The 16,820-nt window shown below is 42.3% G+C and carries 16 protein-coding genes; 14 read left to right on the forward strand and 2 right to left on the reverse strand.

All coding sequences use genetic code 11. The annotated features are described in order from the left end of the window. Nucleotides 1-10: 10 nt before the first annotated feature. Nucleotides 11-1,339, reverse strand: a complete 1,329-nt coding sequence (locus tag ACYQ0N_RS02030; RefSeq protein WP_177532581.1) for a hypothetical protein — start codon at nt 1,337-1,339, stop codon at nt 11-13. A 192-nt stretch (nt 1,340-1,531) separates the two neighbouring features. On the opposite strand from ACYQ0N_RS02030, the gene ACYQ0N_RS02035 reads away from it, so the two are divergent. Then, nucleotides 1,532-2,287, forward strand: a complete 756-nt coding sequence (locus tag ACYQ0N_RS02035) for an SDR family NAD(P)-dependent oxidoreductase (RefSeq protein WP_177532580.1) — start codon at nt 1,532-1,534, stop codon at nt 2,285-2,287. Here the strand turns inward: ACYQ0N_RS02035 and ACYQ0N_RS02040 are convergent. Continuing rightward, nucleotides 2,284-3,399, reverse strand: coding sequence for a bifunctional chorismate mutase/prephenate dehydratase (locus tag ACYQ0N_RS02040; RefSeq protein ID WP_460161711.1), 1,116 nt, complete (start codon nt 3,397-3,399; stop codon nt 2,284-2,286). The genes ACYQ0N_RS02035 and ACYQ0N_RS02040 overlap by 4 nt on opposite strands. 211 nt (nt 3,400-3,610) lie before the next feature. Between ACYQ0N_RS02040 and ruvC the strand changes: the two genes are divergently transcribed. From ruvC to ACYQ0N_RS02105, 13 genes are read left to right on the forward strand one after another with little or no spacing between them, the layout of a single operon-like run. Then, nucleotides 3,611-4,093, forward strand: coding sequence for a crossover junction endodeoxyribonuclease RuvC (gene ruvC / locus ACYQ0N_RS02045; RefSeq protein WP_177532578.1), 483 nt, complete (start codon nt 3,611-3,613; stop codon nt 4,091-4,093). A gap of 21 nt (nt 4,094-4,114) precedes the next feature. Beyond that, nucleotides 4,115-4,723 carry a Holliday junction branch migration protein RuvA gene (gene ruvA, locus ACYQ0N_RS02050; RefSeq protein ID WP_177532577.1) on the forward strand — a complete coding sequence of 203 codons (609 nt, stop codon included), beginning with the start codon at nt 4,115-4,117 and terminating at the stop codon, nt 4,721-4,723. Nucleotides 4,724-4,735: 12 nt separating this feature from the next. After that, a complete protein-coding gene (gene ruvB / locus ACYQ0N_RS02055) occupies nt 4,736-5,788 on the forward strand; it encodes a Holliday junction branch migration DNA helicase RuvB (RefSeq protein WP_177532576.1) in 1,053 nt (350 codons plus the stop codon). Between the two features lie 23 nt (nt 5,789-5,811). Then, nucleotides 5,812-7,164 carry a phosphoglucosamine mutase gene (gene glmM / locus ACYQ0N_RS02060; RefSeq protein ID WP_177532575.1) on the forward strand — a complete coding sequence of 451 codons (1,353 nt, stop codon included), beginning with the start codon at nt 5,812-5,814 and terminating at the stop codon, nt 7,162-7,164. Beyond that, entirely contained in the window at nt 7,161-7,859 is a 699-nt protein-coding gene (locus ACYQ0N_RS02065) for an NAD(P)H-dependent oxidoreductase (protein WP_177532574.1), read from the forward strand. The genes glmM and ACYQ0N_RS02065 overlap by 4 nt, the downstream gene beginning before the upstream one ends. A gap of 13 nt (nt 7,860-7,872) precedes the next feature. Then, a complete protein-coding gene (locus ACYQ0N_RS02070) occupies nt 7,873-8,739 on the forward strand; it encodes a class I SAM-dependent methyltransferase (protein ID WP_177532573.1) in 867 nt (288 codons plus the stop codon). Then, entirely contained in the window at nt 8,724-9,575 is an 852-nt protein-coding gene (locus ACYQ0N_RS02075) for an energy-coupling factor transporter ATPase (RefSeq protein WP_460161712.1), read from the forward strand. The genes ACYQ0N_RS02070 and ACYQ0N_RS02075 overlap by 16 nt, the downstream gene beginning before the upstream one ends. A gap of 31 nt (nt 9,576-9,606) precedes the next feature. Beyond that, nucleotides 9,607-10,470, forward strand: a complete 864-nt coding sequence (locus tag ACYQ0N_RS02080) for an energy-coupling factor transporter ATPase (RefSeq protein WP_177532572.1) — start codon at nt 9,607-9,609, stop codon at nt 10,468-10,470. Beyond that, nucleotides 10,470-11,273 carry an energy-coupling factor transporter transmembrane component T family protein gene (locus ACYQ0N_RS02085; protein ID WP_177532571.1) on the forward strand — a complete coding sequence of 268 codons (804 nt, stop codon included), beginning with the start codon at nt 10,470-10,472 and terminating at the stop codon, nt 11,271-11,273. The genes ACYQ0N_RS02080 and ACYQ0N_RS02085 overlap by 1 nt, the downstream gene beginning before the upstream one ends. A gap of 14 nt (nt 11,274-11,287) precedes the next feature. Next, a complete protein-coding gene (locus ACYQ0N_RS02090) occupies nt 11,288-13,954 on the forward strand; it encodes a YfhO family protein (protein ID WP_177532570.1) in 2,667 nt (888 codons plus the stop codon). Continuing rightward, nucleotides 13,951-14,685, forward strand: a complete 735-nt coding sequence (gene truA, locus ACYQ0N_RS02095; RefSeq protein ID WP_177532569.1) for a tRNA pseudouridine(38-40) synthase TruA — start codon at nt 13,951-13,953, stop codon at nt 14,683-14,685. The genes ACYQ0N_RS02090 and truA overlap by 4 nt, the downstream gene beginning before the upstream one ends. 16 nt (nt 14,686-14,701) lie before the next feature. Continuing rightward, nucleotides 14,702-15,874 (forward strand): DUF5711 family protein, encoded by a 1,173-nt coding sequence (locus tag ACYQ0N_RS02100; RefSeq protein WP_177532568.1) that lies wholly within the window; start codon nt 14,702-14,704, stop codon nt 15,872-15,874. 18 nt (nt 15,875-15,892) lie between these two features. After that, nucleotides 15,893-16,777 carry a hypothetical protein gene (locus ACYQ0N_RS02105; RefSeq protein ID WP_177532567.1) on the forward strand — a complete coding sequence of 295 codons (885 nt, stop codon included), beginning with the start codon at nt 15,893-15,895 and terminating at the stop codon, nt 16,775-16,777. The last annotated feature ends 43 nt before the right edge of the window (nt 16,778-16,820 follow it).

The raw sequence follows: 16,820 nt of genomic DNA on the forward strand, positions 1-16,820 counted from the left end.
CTTTTTAAGACTATTCAGCCTTGATCTTGAACGGATCATAACGTTTATAGGCCTTATCATTTTTTACAACTTCATATTCCTCGCCCCATGAGTCCAGCATATCCTGCAGATCGTCTGAAAACATCTTGTATCTTACGCTGTCGACGTTTGATTCGGACCATAGGTCGTCTTCGTCCATTCGCTCGGTAATATCAAGTCTTACGATAACATACATTGTATCTTCGTCCTCGACTATTTCAGGAACTCCTGTTTTTGCGTCGTTAAAAATCCAGTCATATATTTCCTTTGATGGCTTATAGTTTGATTCGTCAGGCTCTTCTTCAGCCCCTTCAGCGGTCGTCACAACCTGAATAATCGTTTCATTTGCATAAGGATTGGTGGTTGTTGATGTTGTTTCTTCATTATCGCTTTCGGGCGCAGTCGTAACGGCTTCATCCTCGGTACTGCTTGTGCTTTCCGTTGCTTCCGTATTTTCAGTATTATCAGACGCTTCATCGTCGGATTCTGTAGTTGTAGTTTCAGTTTCAGGTTCAGTTTCAGGCTCCGTTGTAGCTTCGGTGGTTTCTTCTCCCGATGATTCGGCAGCTTTATCAGCTACATAATCGTCGTATTCTTCCTGAAATTTATCGAATTCCTCCAGCATGGCTTCTTCGCTGTCAGCCGATTCGGCTCTTTTAAGGAAGTCCTTCGCCATATCCTGCAGTTCCTTTTTGCCTGCCTCGTCAAGATCGTTTCCCTCTGAATCATGCATATCCATATCTACAAATTTAACTCTGGCGTTGTTTTCGGTATAGAAATCCTTTAGCTGATCTTCCGTTACGTTTTCACTTCCGCCCTCGCCGTAATATGCTTTGAAGATGGCGTCGCTCTTATAGCTTGAAGTCATAATTTCCTTAATTGAATCCTTGCTTATACCGTTTTCGGTAAACATATCTTCGTTATTTTGCCAACTGGATTCAACATATTCGTCAATTTCATCAAGCTCGTCCTGCGTCAGGGATAGCTCAAGCTCATCAAAATGCTTCATAACCGCTACATGGTCGACGCAGCTTTCAGTCGTTTTATCCTTAACGAAGGTGAGAAAATCCTTACCCTCGATTTTGATTTTCTTTAGGGACTTTTCATCACTGACGTCAAGATTTTCATCCTGCTTTGCGGCAAGATTTTTAGCTTCTGTGAGAGCGGTATAGGAATAATAGATATAAACGCCGGCTTTAACCTGATAGCCGTCGACAGTCAGCGCATAAGCGGTATTTTTTCCGGTAGTGCAGCCGACGCTTGTAAGAATCATTACAGATGAAATTGCAGCCGCAATGATCCTCTTGAATTTTTTCAGCATTATTTTAAACCTCCGTAAAATAATTATAATCCTTAAAAAACGGGACTTTTAAATATAATTATACTATATTACTTTTATTAAGTCCATACCTTTTACAGCTTTTTTCTAAATTTTCATAAAATTTTCAGAATAAAATCGGGGAAAAGCGTTAAGAATGTGCTATAATATAAATAAAAAAAGGTGGATATTAATATGAAAGCATTGATTACCGGTGCAAGCTCCGGTATTGGAAGAGATATGGCAAGATATCTTTCCTCCCTCGGCTGGGAGCTTGTTTTGACCGCCAGAAATATCAGCAGTCTCCGAAAGCTTTCTGCTGAGCTTAAAACAAAGACAGAAATAATTCCGCTGGATCTTGCCGATGAAAAATCCGTTTTTGAGCTTTATAAACGTTGCTCGGGAAAAAACATAGATCTGCTTATAAATAATGCGGGATACGGAATTTTCGGAGAGTTTGATAAAACAAGCCTTAAAGACGAGCTTGATATGATAAATGTTAATATCAAAGCGGTTCATATATTGACTAAGCTTTTTCTCAAAGACTTTAAAAGAAAGAACCGAGGCCGTATTTTAAACGTAGCGTCAAGCGCGGGATTTATGACGGGACCGCTTCTTTCGTCCTATTATGCGTCAAAGAATTATGTTGTCAGACTTTCGCTGGCAATACATGAGGAGCTTCGCAGGTCAAAGAGCAATGTAAGGATAAGCGTTTTCTGTCCCGGACCTGTAAATACAAACTTTAACAGCAGAGCGGGAGTAAGCTTCAGCGTAAAGCCTGTTTCCAGCGAATATGCCGCAAGATATGCCGTAGACAAATGCTTAAGCGGAAAAACGGTTATTATACCGTCAATGGATATAAAGCTGGGCGTTTTCTGCGCAAGGCTATTGCCCAATAAGCTTTTATCCGCAATAACTTATAATATTCAGCATAAAAAAGAACGCGGTTAAGGCTCTTCGCTGAAATTGCCGAGAAATTTGAAATCATACAGCTCGTCCGTAAGCTCCACAAGCAGCGATTTTACCTTATCGTCGCCGACGTTTCCGGCAAAGTCAAGGAAGAATCTGACGTCAAAGCTGCCGTCCGCAATAGGGCGGCTTTCTATTTTTTCAAGATCCATATCGTTTACGAAAAACTTTGTTAAAAGACGGTAAAGACTTCCTTTGATATTAGGTATTTCAAGAGTTACGGAAATTGTTTTTGCATCCTCTGATAAACGAAAGTTTTTTGTTATGCAGATAAATCTGGTATAGTTTGGTATAACGTTTGAAATATTTCTTTTAAGTATATTCAAGCCGTATAACCGGGCGCAGGTTTCCGAACAAATAGCCCCGCATGGGCAATTAGATTCGCTTACGTATTTAGCCGCCGTAGCGGTATTTTTGGATTCCACAGGCTCGAACCCGCTGTCTCTGAGATATACGGAGCATTGCTTAAGAGCCTGAGGATGGGAATATACCTTTTTTATATCTTCAAATGCGATTCCCTTTTTTGCGGCAAGGCAATTGGTTATTTCAACCTTAACCGTTCTTGCTATAAATACATTATATTTTCTTATTAAATCATAATTCTGGGTAACCGAGCCAGCCGTAGAATTATGTATAGGAATAATACCGTATTCTATCTCACCCTTTTCAACGGCTCTGAAAACGTCCTCAAATTCACTGTAAAAGCTTATTTCATTTTCCGGAAATAATTTTCTTGCGGCAGTTTCTGAATTTGAGCCGGAGGTTCCCTGACAGCCTACCATGCCGCCTGAGCTCATGTTCAGCGGAACAGGCTCTAGAAATTCTCTGCCCTTCAGCAGCGCTTGCTGCTGTAGGCATTTGCTGATATCCATAATTTCAGTGAAAAGCGCGGTTGTAGCCCCCTTTAATTCTTCCGGGCTTTCTGCTCTTACTCTTTTTATTATTTCCTTTTCACGCTGAGACTGGAATATTTGCATACCGTTAGCTTTCTTATAAAGAGCGACGTTTCGGCAAAGCTCCATTCTTTTTTCAAATGCCTTTAGAATTTCCTTATCCAGGGAATCTATTTCATCCCTTAAAGCGTTTAAATCCATATCGGAATTCCTTTCAGTTTTAATCCTTATTTCAATTAGTATTATACATAAATTTACGCTGAAAATCAAGTTTGGAAGATTTATCAGCTTATTTTCCTTATTCCATTTAATAAAAAAACTAAAAAAAACAGCTTAATTCACATATTTCTATTGAAACTTTGATGCATTATATGCTATAATAAAATATAAATATATTTTTGGAGGAGTTTGTTTGCGTATACTTGGAATAGACCCGGGTTATGCTATAGTCGGCTTCGGTATTGCTGATTATTCGGGCATGAATTTCGCTCCGCTTGAATACGGAGCGATTCTTACGGAGGCTCACACCGATTTTCCGCGGAGGCTTAAAAGTATAGCCGACGATATAGATTATATCTTAGAAAAATTCTCTCCCGATTGTATGTCTATTGAAAAGCTGTTTTTTACAAATAATCAGAAAACCGCCATAGACGTGGCTCAGGCGCGCGGAGTAGTAGTGCTTTCCGCCGTAAGACACGGCGTCCCGGTCTTTGAATATACGCCGCTACAGGTAAAGCAGGCTGTCGTAGGGTACGGAAAGGCGGAAAAAAAGCAGGTTATGGATATGACAAGGCGTATATTGAAGCTTGAACAAATACCTAAGCCCGACGATGCCGCCGACGCGCTGGCTCTTGCCATATGTCACGGTCATTGCTGCAAAGGAATAAGAAAATAATTATACGGAGTTAAAATAAAAATGATATATAGTTTAAGAGGTACGCTTATACATAAAGAGCCGTTTCTGGCCGTCATTGAATGCGGCGGAGTCGGTTATGCGTGCAGAACCACATGCTCAACCTCCTCGCAGCTCGGAGCGGTAGGAAAGGAAATTAGTCTTTATACATATTTATATGTAAGGGAGGATAATATTGAGCTTTTCGGCTTTTATACTACTCAGGAGCTTAGCTGCTTTAAAATGCTCATTACAGTTTCGGGAGTGGGGCCGAAAGCTGCGCTTGCTATTCTGTCAGATACGGATTCTCAGAGGTTTGCGCTTACTATTGCTTCCGGGGACAGTAAGGCGTTTACTAAAACCAAGGGGGTAGGTCCGAAGCTTGCACAGCGAATTGTATTGGAGCTTAAGGATAAAATAGCAAAAGAAACCTCGTCTAAGGAGCTTGCCGAGGGCTTCAGAATACCTGAAGCGCCTTCAGGAGATAACGTGTCGGAGGCTATGTCTGCGCTTATGGTTTTAGGATATACTCAGGCGGAGGCGGCTTCAGCGGTTTCAAAAATCGACAGCTCTCTCGATTCGGGAGAGATTATTAAGCGCGCCCTTAAGATTATCGGCAGTCAGATGAAATAACGGGAGATTAAATTGATAGAAACAGGAGATATTGAGTTTGAAGGAAGAGCGGTAGCTCCCGAATATTCGGAAGCGGATACCGAAACGGAGTTTACTCTCCGTCCTCAGACGTTGCAGGAATATATTGGACAGGATAAGGTCAAGGAAAATCTTGCGGTTTATATAGAAGCGGCAAAGCGCAGGGGGGAACCGCTTGACCATGTACTGCTTTACGGTCCTCCGGGATTGGGAAAAACAACTCTTGCCGGAATAATAGCTCATGAAATGGGCGCGAATTTAAGGATAACAACAGGTCCGGCAATTGAAAAGCCGGGGGATCTGGCCGCTCTTCTTACTAACCTTTCAGCTAACGACGTATTATTTATTGACGAGATACACAGACTTTCCAGAGCAATTGAGGAAATTCTATATCCTGCGCTTGAGGATAACGCGCTTGATATAGTTATAGGAAAGGGACCGTCGGCTCGTTCTATAAGAGTCGATCTCGAAAGGTTTACTTTGGTGGGCGCTACCACGCGGGCAGGGCAGCTTACGTCGCCTCTCCGCGATAGATTCGGAATAGTTCAGCGTCTTGAGCTTTATACTCATGAGCAGCTAAGCGATATTATCAGAAGAAGCAGCTCCATACTGGGAATTCCCTGCAGCTGCGACGGAGCGGACGAGATTGCTAAACGCTCAAGAGGAACTCCGAGAATAGCCAACAGACTGCTTAAACGTGTAAGAGATTTTGCCGAGGTTATGGGCGACGGCGAAATAACCTCGGAAATAGCGTCTATTGCGCTCAACAGGCTGGAGATTGATTCTTTGGGGCTTGACAGTCTTGATAAGAGAATGCTTACAATGCTAATAAAAGGATATAACGGGGGTCCGGCGGGACTTGAAACGCTTGCGTCTGCAATCGGCGAGGAGGCCGTTACGCTTGAGGACGTGTGCGAGCCGTTTTTAATGCAGCTTGGATTTCTTGCCAGAACCCCTAGAGGCAGAGTTGCTACAAACCTGGCGTACGCCCATCTTGGGTTTGAAAAGGATCGGGACGATGATGAAAGCGGTCAGCTAAAATTATAAATTCTTAAGGAGATATATGACAAATGGGTAGACTATTCGGAACAGACGGAGCAAGAGGAGTTGCCATAACCGAGCTTACATGCGAAACTGCAATGAATATCGGAAGAGCAGCGGCTATAGTGCTTACAAAAAGAACGAAACACAAGCCGACTATTTTTATCGGTAAGGATACAAGAATTTCATCGGACGTATTGGAAGCGGCTCTGGCTTCCGGCATTTGCTCTGTCGGAGCTAACGTTCAGATACTGGGAGTAGTTCCCACACCTGCGGTAGCGGCTCTCGTTCAGCAGAAAAAGGCTGACGCGGGCGTTATGATCTCGGCTTCTCACAATAGCTTTGAATTCAATGGAATAAAGCTGTTTTCCTCTGACGGCTATAAGCTTTCGGATGATATAGAGGAAGAAATAGAAGAACTTATTCTTGATAAGCCGCAGGATATGAAGCTTGCGGCCGACGGTGAAGTCGGAAGAATAACTTATTACCGTGACGCCCAGTCCGACTACATAAGATATATTATGAAATGTATAAAGGGAAATTTGACCGGACTCAGAATTGCGCTTGACTGTGCGAACGGCAGCGCTTCTGCAACTGCAAAAAGGCTTTTTGAAGGACTCGGAGCGAGCGTATATGTAATAAACGCTTCTCCTAACGGCGTTAATATAAATGAGAACTGCGGTTCAACCCATATAAATAATTTGATGCAGTTTGTAATTGATAAAAAGTGTCATGCCGGTTTGGCGTTTGACGGAGACGCCGACAGATGTCTTGCGGTTGATGAAAAGGGCGAGCTTGTAGACGGCGACAAGCTTATTGCAATTTGCGCTAAGGCCTATAAAGAAAAGGGAAAGCTTAAAAAGGATACCGCCGTCGTGACTGTTATGAGCAATTTAGGATTTACCTATTTCGCCAGAAATAATGATATAAAAATGCAGACTACTAAAGTTGGAGACAGATATGTTCTTGAAAGAATGCTTGAGGGCGGATATAATCTGGGCGGAGAACAAAGCGGTCATATTATTTTCCTTGATGAAGCGAATACCGGCGACGGTCAGCTCTCAGGAGCAAAGGTGCTTGAAATACTTGCTGAATCGGGATTGAAGATGTCTGAGCTTGCTTCGGTTATGGAGCATTTTCCTCAGGTTATGATAAATGTAAAGATCAGTCCCCGTAACAGAGAGGTATGGAAGAACGACAGTCAGATAACCGATCTTATAGAAATGTATGAAAATGAGCTTGGCGACGGCGGAAGAATACTTGTAAGAGAAAGCGGTACAGAGCCGCTTATAAGGGTAATGCTTGAGGGGCGTGATTTTAAGCAAATCAACAGCTTTGCAGTAGCTATTGCCGATAAAATCAGGGAAAGAACAGGAAAATGAAAATCACGGTTATAAACGGTCAGAATCATAAGGGTTCAACCTATAACATGGGAAAGATACTTGCGGATAAGCTGTCGGACGATGTTACGGAAATTTTTCTGCCGCTCGATTTCGGCGAATTCTGCTGCGGATGTAATAATTGCTTTGGAAAAAGCGAAATGCTATGTCCTCACTACGAAAAGCTTAGGCCTATAACGGAGGCAATTGACAGGGCGGATGTTTTGATTTTCACCTCGCCTGTTTATGTTTATCACTGTACCGGCGCTATGAAATCATTTCTTGACCATTACGGCTGGAGATGGATGGTTCACCGTCCCGAGGAAAAAATATTTTCAAAACAGGCGGTAATACTTTCAACTGCCGCCGGCGCCGGTATGAAATCCGCTAATAAGGATATAAAAGACAGTATGTTTTTCTGGGGCATAGGCAGAATCTATACCTATGGGGCCGCTGTTAAGGAGGTTTCATGGGAAAGAGTCAAGGAAAAGAAAAAGGGCGAAATAAATAAAAGTCTTGAAAAAATCGCCGAAAAGGTTAAATACAGAAACGGCAGGATTAAGCCCTCCGTAAAAACAAAAGCGCTTTTTTATTTTATGAGTAAGCTTCATAAAAAGGGATTTTTCCCTGTCGATGATGAATACTGGAAAGAAAAGGGCTGGTGCGGAAAGGTCCGGCCGTGGAAAAATAAACAGTAAAGGAATGCAGTATATGCGTATAGCGGATAACTGGACAGAATATCGGATTATTGATACCACATCTCAGGAAAAGCTTGAATCATGGAACGGTATTCTGCTTATTCGTCCCGATCCACAGATAATATGGAAAACTTCGCATAAATCCCCCTTGTGGGACAGGGCTCAGGGACATTATCACCGATCTTCGTCCGGAGGAGGAAAGTGGAGCTTTACCAAAAAACCGCCGGAATCATGGGAGATATCTTACGGGGAACTAAAATTCAACATAAAGCCGACCGGCTTCAAGCATACCGGACTTTTTCCTGAACAGGCGGTAAACTGGGACTTTATGATGAATAAGATAAAAAACGCCGGACGTCCCGTAAGCGTAATTAATCTGTTTGCTTATACAGGAGGGGCCACACTGGCCTGCGCAAAAGCCGGAGCCAGCGTTTGCCATGTCGACGCGTCCAAGGGAATGGTCAACTGGGCAAGAGAAAACGCTGCGCTTTCGGGACTTGCTGATAAGCCGATACGCTGGCTGGTGGACGACTGCGGAAAATTTATTGAAAGAGAAATCAGGCGGGGCAGAAAGTATGACGCGATTATAATGGATCCGCCAAGCTACGGCAGAGGGCCCGGCGGAGAGGTATGGAAGCTTGAGGACGGTATTTTTGATTTGGTAAAGCTTTGTGCGGGAGCTTTAAGCAATGATCCGTTGTTTTTTCTTATAAACAGTTATACGACCGGACTTTCGCCGTCAGTAATGGGATATATATTAGGTGAAACGGTATGCTCAAAATACGGCGGAGAAGTATCGTTTGATGAAATTGGTCTTCCGGTTGAAAAGAGCGGACTTTGTCTGCCCTGCGGTTCGACGGCTATATGGCAGAAAGGCTGAATATGGAGAATTTTGCTAAGGCTGAAAAGCTGGTATTCAGATACGGAGAGGAAGAATCTCCGGTTCTTGATAATATTGATCTGGTCTTTAAGGAGGGAGAGTTTACCGCAATTTTAGGTCACAACGGCTGCGGTAAATCTACCTTTGCCAAGCACCTGAACGCTATATTGCTTCCAAGTGGGGGAAGAGTATATATAGACGGAATAGACACTAAAGACGAAAGCCGTATTTTCGATGTCAGGCAAAAGGTTGGAATGGTGTTTCAGAATCCGGATAATCAGATAGTTGCAACCATCGTTGAGGAGGACGTTGCTTTTGCTCTGGAGAATTTAGGAGTTGAGCCGGCAGAAATACGCAGACGTGTAGACGAAGCTCTCAGGGCTGTAAATATGTATGAATACAGGCTTCATTCGCCTCATCAGCTTTCAGGCGGACAGAAGCAGAGAGTCGCTATTGCCGGAATAATAGCTATGCGACCTAAATGCATAGTAATGGACGAGCCGACGGCAATGCTGGATCCGGCCGGCAGGAAAGAGGTAATGGCAACTGTTAGAAGACTTAATGAGGATTACGGTATTACCATTATACTGATAACTCATTACATGGAGGAAGCGGCGCAGTGCCGCAGGGTAATCGTAATGGATAAGGGAAGGGTTTTACTGGACGATACGCCGAGAGAGGTTTTTTCAAAGGTGGAATTGATAAAGTCGGTAGGACTTGATGTTCCTCAGGTAACGGAGCTTGTATATGAGCTGAATCAATACGGACTGGAGCTTGACGGCCACATAATAACTGAAGATGAATGCGCCGATATGCTTATTAAGCTGATTTCATAAATATCTTCGGAATCTAAGAGGAGTTTTAATTTTGGCGATATTAAAAACAGAAAATCTGACTTATGTTTACAGTCAGGGAACGCCGTTTGAAAAAACGGCTGTGAATAATGTGAGTATTGAAATAGAAAAGGGAGAATTTACGGGGATTATCGGACATACAGGTTCAGGCAAGTCCACGCTTATTCAGCATTTCAACGGACTGCTTAAGCCCACGTCGGGCAGGATATATCTTGACGGTCAGGATATCTGGGAGGATAAATCAAAAATAAGACAGGTAAGATTTCGGGTTGGGCTGGTTTTTCAGTATCCGGAATATCAGATATTTGAGGAAACCGTTTATAAGGATATTGCGTTTGGACCGAAAAATATGAGGCTCAGCGAGCACGAAATAGACAGGCGCGTCAGACAAACCGCCGCCGCGGTAGGAATTTCGGAGGAGCTTCTCGGCAAATCTCCATTCGAACTGTCCGGCGGAGAGAAAAGACGTGTGGCTATAGCGGGAGTAATGGCTATGGAGCCGGAGGTACTTATACTGGACGAGCCTACCGCAGGTCTGGATCCTAAGGGCAGGGGCATTATTCTGGAGCAGATAAAGGAATATCACAGGAATATGGGCTGCACCGTTTTGCTGGTTTCTCACAGCATGGAGGATGTTGCCAGATATGCGTCTAAAATCCTTGTTATGAACAAATCGGAGATATTTTGCTACGGAAAAACCTCGGACGTATTTAAGCAGTCTGATGAAATAGAGAAAATAGGACTTTCTGTTCCTCAGATCACAAGAGTTTTTAATTTAATGAGAAAAAAGGGAATTGATATTGAAAATGACGTTTATACTGTCAAATACGCCAAGGAAAAAATACTTGAATATTTAAAAAGCGGAGGAAAGCTGTAATGATAAAGGATATTACATTAGGACAGTATTTTCCCGGAAGCAGCGTCGTGCATAATCTGGACGCCAGATTCAAGCTTGTTATTACGTTACTTTTTATTATAATGCTCTTTATCGGCGGCAACACCATATGTCTTGAGGTCGGTACGGTTTTTACGGCAACGGCGCTGCTGTGCTCTTCTATACCGTTTAAAATGATAGCTAAAAGCCTGAAGCCTATACTGCCGATACTGTTGTTTACGACGATTCTTAATTTATTTATGATTACCGGCGGTATACCGCTGTTTCAATGGAAGTTTATATCAATTACAGACGAGGCGGTAGAAACTTCGGTTTTTATGATAATAAGAATACTTCTCCTGATTGCGGGAACCTCCCTTCTGACATACACAACCTCTCCGGTATCGCTTACCGACGCTATTGAAAGACTTCTGAGTCCTCTTAAAAGATTTAAGCTTCCTGTTCATGAACTTGCAATGATGATGACCATTGCTCTTAGATTTATTCCGACATTGATTGAGGAAACGGATAAGATAATGTCTGCTCAGAAGGCGCGAGGCGCGGATATGGAGGGCGGCGGAATCAAGGAAAAGGTGAAGTCCGTTGTGCCTGTGATAGTGCCGTTGTTTGTATCGGCAGTGAGAAGAGCCGGAGAGCTTGCGACTGCCATGGAGTGCCGTTGTTACCGAGGCGGAGAGGGAAGAACCAGAATGAAGCAGTTAAAAAGCGGAATAGCCGATTATATTTCTCTGGCTATAACGTTGTTTTTTCTTGCCGTTGTAATATTTATTAATGTTATTGACTGAGAAAGGGCTGACATATGAATAAAGGAAAGCTAAAAACTGATCGAATAAAAAATAAAACGGGAAAACCAAATCCTCTGCTTTATAACAGAAAAGGCGAAACGAGGGTATTTCTTATTCTTTCGTTCATACTGCCTTTTTTAATAATTTGGATATTTTTTATACAAAGCGAGGTACATCCCTTCGGCGATAAGCAGATACTTGTAACAGATTTATGGCATCAGTATTATCCGTTTTTCAGGGTTGAGCATGAAAAGCTTCAGAGCTTTTCCTCTATGCTTTATTCATGGGATACGGGAATGGGAACGAATTTTATTTCCCTTTTGTCTTATTATGCGGCAAGTCCGCTGAATTTGCTTTCAGTATTTTTCCCTATCGAATATTCAAGGGAAGCGCTGACGCTGTTTTTAACTATAAAGATTGGCTGCGCCGGTCTTTTCTTTGCGGTATTTTTAAAGCACACATTCAATAAAAATGATATTTCAATAACCGCCTTTGCGATATGCTACGCTCTTTGCAGCTACATCATGGGATATTACTGGAACATAATATGGATAGACACAGTCGCTTTGCTGCCGCTCGTCGTATTGGGAACTGTAAAGCTTTTTAAAGAAGGGAAATATAAGCTTTATGCTATATCCTTGGCTCTTTCGCTGTTATCAAGTTTTTATATCGGACTTTTTACCTGTATATTTACGGTTATGGTTTTCGGCGCGCTTGTAATAGCCGATTGGCACAGCTTCAGACATTCGCTTCGCAGGCTTGGACAGATTGCGGGAGCTACCGTTATAGGAATCGGTATGGGAGCAGCGGTATTACTGCCGGCGTTTCTGGGACTTCAGCTTACCAACAGTGTGGACAATAAATTTCCGGAAACTATAACGTTTTATGAAAACTGGCTTAAAATGATATCAAACGTTATCGGTTTTCATGAACCGACTGCAAAAGAGGGACTTCCTAATTTTTACTGCGGAATGTTTGCCGTGGTTCTTCTTGGAGTGTTTCTGCGTTCGTCCAAAATTAAAATACGGGAAAAAATAATAACGGTTGTATATCTTGCGTTTATTATTGTAAGCTGCAATATGAACGTTTTGAATTATATGTGGCACGGATTTCATTTTACTAATATGCTGCCGTATCGTTTCTCTTTTCTTTTATCATTTATCCTTCTTGCCACGGCATACAGAGCTTACATTGTGATGAGGGAAGAAGCGAATATATTTGATGTGATAGCAATGTCTGCAATGGCGTTTATTATTGCCGTTATATCCTACAGGGATCAATCTGAAAAGGCGTTGCTTTCAAGCGTGGTCGTATGTTTTATATTCGTTGCCATAATGTTTGTCTATGAAAGAAAGCTCATTAACTCTAAGATTTTAAATTATGTTGTGTTCGCAGTATGTCTGGTGGAAATGGGCATTAATGCAAATACGGGAGTTAAGACGGTAACAGTAACCGGATACAGCAATTATCCGAGAAACAGCGAAAGCGTTTCGGACCTGATCGGCTCTGTAGAATCTGAAGATAACGGCTTTTACAGAATAGAAACCATGTCCAATTATACAATCAACGATCCGGCTCTTTACGGATATAAGGGAGTGTCCCAGTTTTCGTCAACAGCAAACGTCAACGTTACAAATATAATGAAGAGCCTGGGACTTCAGGCTTCGGCCGCAGGCAACAGGTATTATTACAATCAGAATACGGCTGTTATAAATATGTTTTTAAACCTTAAATATCTCATATCTCACGACAGCTATTCCGGCGACCTGACATATTTGGATCCGCTGGCTTCTAAAGACGGTGTTTCAATTTATGAAAACAATCATTATCTTCCCATAGGCTTTGCGGCGGAAAGCAGTATCAGCGAATACAAGGGCGAATCATTTATCCAGTTTGATAATCAAAACGAATTATTCAGACTGGCAACCGGTATAGAAGAAGACGTTCTGACCAGAGTAGATATAAAGGACGTAGGGCACAAAGGGCTTAACGTTATCAAGTCGGGCTACGGAAATTACAGCTATCAGTACAGCGCTCCGGACGACGGAAGCGAGGATTGTTATCTTAAATTCAATTATACGGTTCCGGACGACGGTCCGCTTTATGTAACATTTGATTTCGGTGAAATAAAGAACGTAAGAATAAAGGTCGGAGATTCTGTTATGCGCACTCACAGCTCCGGAAAATATATGGATATTTTTGCGGCGGGAGACTTTAATGCGGGAGACGTCGTATCGTTTCAGGCTGACGCTAAGGATCAGAAAAACGGCAGCGGAACTATTTATGTGTATCAGATAAACAGCGATGTATTTGAAAGAGGATACCGGAAGCTTTTGGAAGGCGCTCTGAACGTTACCAAATATGACGATACTATTATTAAGGGAAATATAATTGCTGAGGACGACTGTCTAATGTATACTTCCATTCCGTATGACGGCGGCTGGAAGGCTTATGTCGACGGCAAGGAGACGGAAGTTCAGTCAATTAAAAATGCATTTGTATGTGTTCCTATGTCGGCAGGGGAACATACTGTTGAATTAAGGTACTGTCCTCCGGGTTTTGTTGTAGGCGCAGTGATTTCAATTTTGTCAGTAGCTACGCTTGTACTGCTTTGGATTTTTGTGCCTAAGGTTAAAAAGAAAAGGTTTATGTCAGGAGAAGGAACGGCTGAAAATAAATGAGAAATCTCAAGGTTATGATGGCTTATAGGGGAACTGCGTATCATGGCTTTCAGAGACAGGATAATGCTCTGACTGTTCAGGAGGTTGTGGAACGGTATGTTTCCAAGGTTTTAAATCATAAATGTATTATAAACGGGTGCTCAAGAACGGACGCTGGAGTACATGCAAATAATTATTGCTTTTCGGTGCTGACGGAAAGCAATATACCGGCTAAAGGCTTTGTAAGGGGCGTAAATGGGGAACTTCCTGATGATATATCAATACTTTCATGCGAGGATGCGCCGCTTGATTTTCATGCAAGATTTTCATGCAGGGCCAAGGAATATATTTATCTTATTCACAACAGCGAAAGTAAAAATCCCTTTACTACCGATCTGGAGTATCATTACCGACGCCCATTTGACGCGGAGCTGGTGTCTTACGCGGCTAAAATCTTTGTCGGTACGCATGATTTCGCCGGCTTTTGCTCGAATTATGACGGAAAGCAGAACACAATCCGTACTATAGAGAAATTTGACATAGTAATTAATGGTGAATCGGTTAAAATGCTTGTAAAAGGCGACGGTTTTCTGTATAATATGATTAGGATTATCGTCGGTACTCTGCTTTCGGTAAACGAAGGAAAAATTAAGCCGGACGATATAGACGGAATTATCAAATCAAGAAACCGTCTGCTTGCAGGCAAGACGGCACAGCCCCACGGGCTGTATCTCAACAGGGTGTTTTATTGAACTGAAAGGGACTTTAATGGACAGATACACAAGGGACGTTGACATTGTTCTTCTGAGAAAAAGAAAAAAAAGACGTCGGCAGCTCATTAAATTTACAGCTTTTATGTTTATCGTCGGAACTGCCGTAATGCTTTATTCGAAAAGAGATGTATGGTTCCCGAAGCTTGAGGGAATAGGAAGCAGGTTTCAGAGCGTAAAATCAAACGGAGAGCTTGCGGAGGGAAACTTCCCTCTTAGTATTTCCGGAGGCATTGATTATCAGACCGGAAACCTAAACGGATATCTTGCGATATTAAGCGACGCATATCTATACATATACAACGATAACGGCGAGCTTTATGAAGAAAGACAGCACGCTTATTCAAACGCTATGCTTCAGACTGCCGGAAAAAAAGCGATGGTATATGAAAGCGGAGGTAATCGTTTCAGAGTTGAAAGCAGGAGCAAAATAATATATTCCAAAAAGCTTGAGGACAATATAATTTTTGCCCGCCTGAGCGATGACGGAAGAGCCGCTGTTATAACAAGCTCGGAAACTTATATCTGCCGGCTGATAGTATACGATGAGTCTGGGGAGGAAATCTATACTCGAAACTGCGTTGAACGGGTAACTGATCTTGCGTTCAACGAAAAGGCGACCGGCTGTGTTCTTGCGACTGCCGACGCCGGCGGAGGTTATGTATATTCTAAAATAATTTCAGTTTCATTCGATTCCAAAAAGGATAACTGGGTATCTGAGCCGCTGGATACATTGTGTCTTAAGCTTTACGGAGGCGAAAGCGGTATACTGGTAATCGGAGATACTAAATACGCATATTATAATAGCAAGGGCGAAATGCAGAAGGAATATGAATATCCGGCCAAATTGATTGATTGGGATTACCAAAACGGTAAAACAGCATTGCTTTTCCAGAATGAGACTAAAAGATTAAGCTATATAACTACTGTTGACAGTGAAAATAAAGAGCCGAATTATTCTGAATTTGAAAATAATAACGCGAAATGTATCCGTATTATAGACGGACATGTTTGCGTTCTCGGAAAGGACGGCATAACGCAGTATAATTTCAAGGGGGGGAGCGAAAAAAAGATAAGCTCCGAGGGCTCCTATGAGGAAATGATTTATATAGACGATTATATCTTCCTTTTGGGCTATGACAGAATTGACAGAATTGATTATAAGAGCTGAAGAATGAGGCGATAAAGAATGGGAACGAATTTCTGGTGGATATATGATATTGTTTCTGCCGCAGTCGTTATACTGAGTATATGCGCCTGCGCTAAAAGGGGATTTTCTAAAATACTGATAATGATAATCGGGTGCGTTGTTTCAATATGGCTGGCCGCTGTTATCAGCAGCAGGTGCTCGGATTTTATCTATGATAAATTTATTAAAAAGACGAGTACGGAGGCTGTCGGGGACGCTATCGAAAGATACGATCCGGCACAGTCCGTAAGAGAAGCTATAGAGGATCAGGGGTACGGGGCAGTTCTTGAGGACAGCCGTGTCAGAAAAATACTCGAGTCAGAAGATTCTATAGAAATGCTCTATGAGTATACCAATCAGGCAGCCGGAACAGTCGTAGATACTCCGGAAAACTTTGCCGATACATTGACAGCCGGATTTACAGAGCTTTTTGCAAAACAGTTAGGCGGCAAGCTTCCCCCGTATGTTACCCATGAGCTGATAAAAAGAATTTCCGGAAATGACGAGCTGTTTGTTAAAACTACCGAGATGATACTTAAAAATCCCGACAGCGTTCCTTCATATATAGAAGAAAACTATATAAGAAAACCGGCTTTGAAGCTTGTCAAGGCGTTTGTATTCCTTATCAGCTATCTTATTTTAATGACCGTTATAAGAGTTGTTATTAACAGGACGTTCAGATTCGGCTTGCTCAACGGCTATGACAGACTTGACAGATTTGCCGGAGGATTGCTGGGAGTCGTTTATGCGGCGGCTGTGCTGGTAGTTATAGCCGTGGCTGTTAAGATAATGATAAATGTAGCTGAAAGCGACGGCTCATTTTTAAGCTATGAAACCGTTGAAAAGACAAAGTTCTTTAAATATATATTTAACCGGATTCAGTAGTATGACCTGATAAAAGCTATACCTGAAGCGACAGAATAAAACA

The sequence above is a fragment of the Ruminococcus sporogenes genome (genome assembly GCF_054655175.1).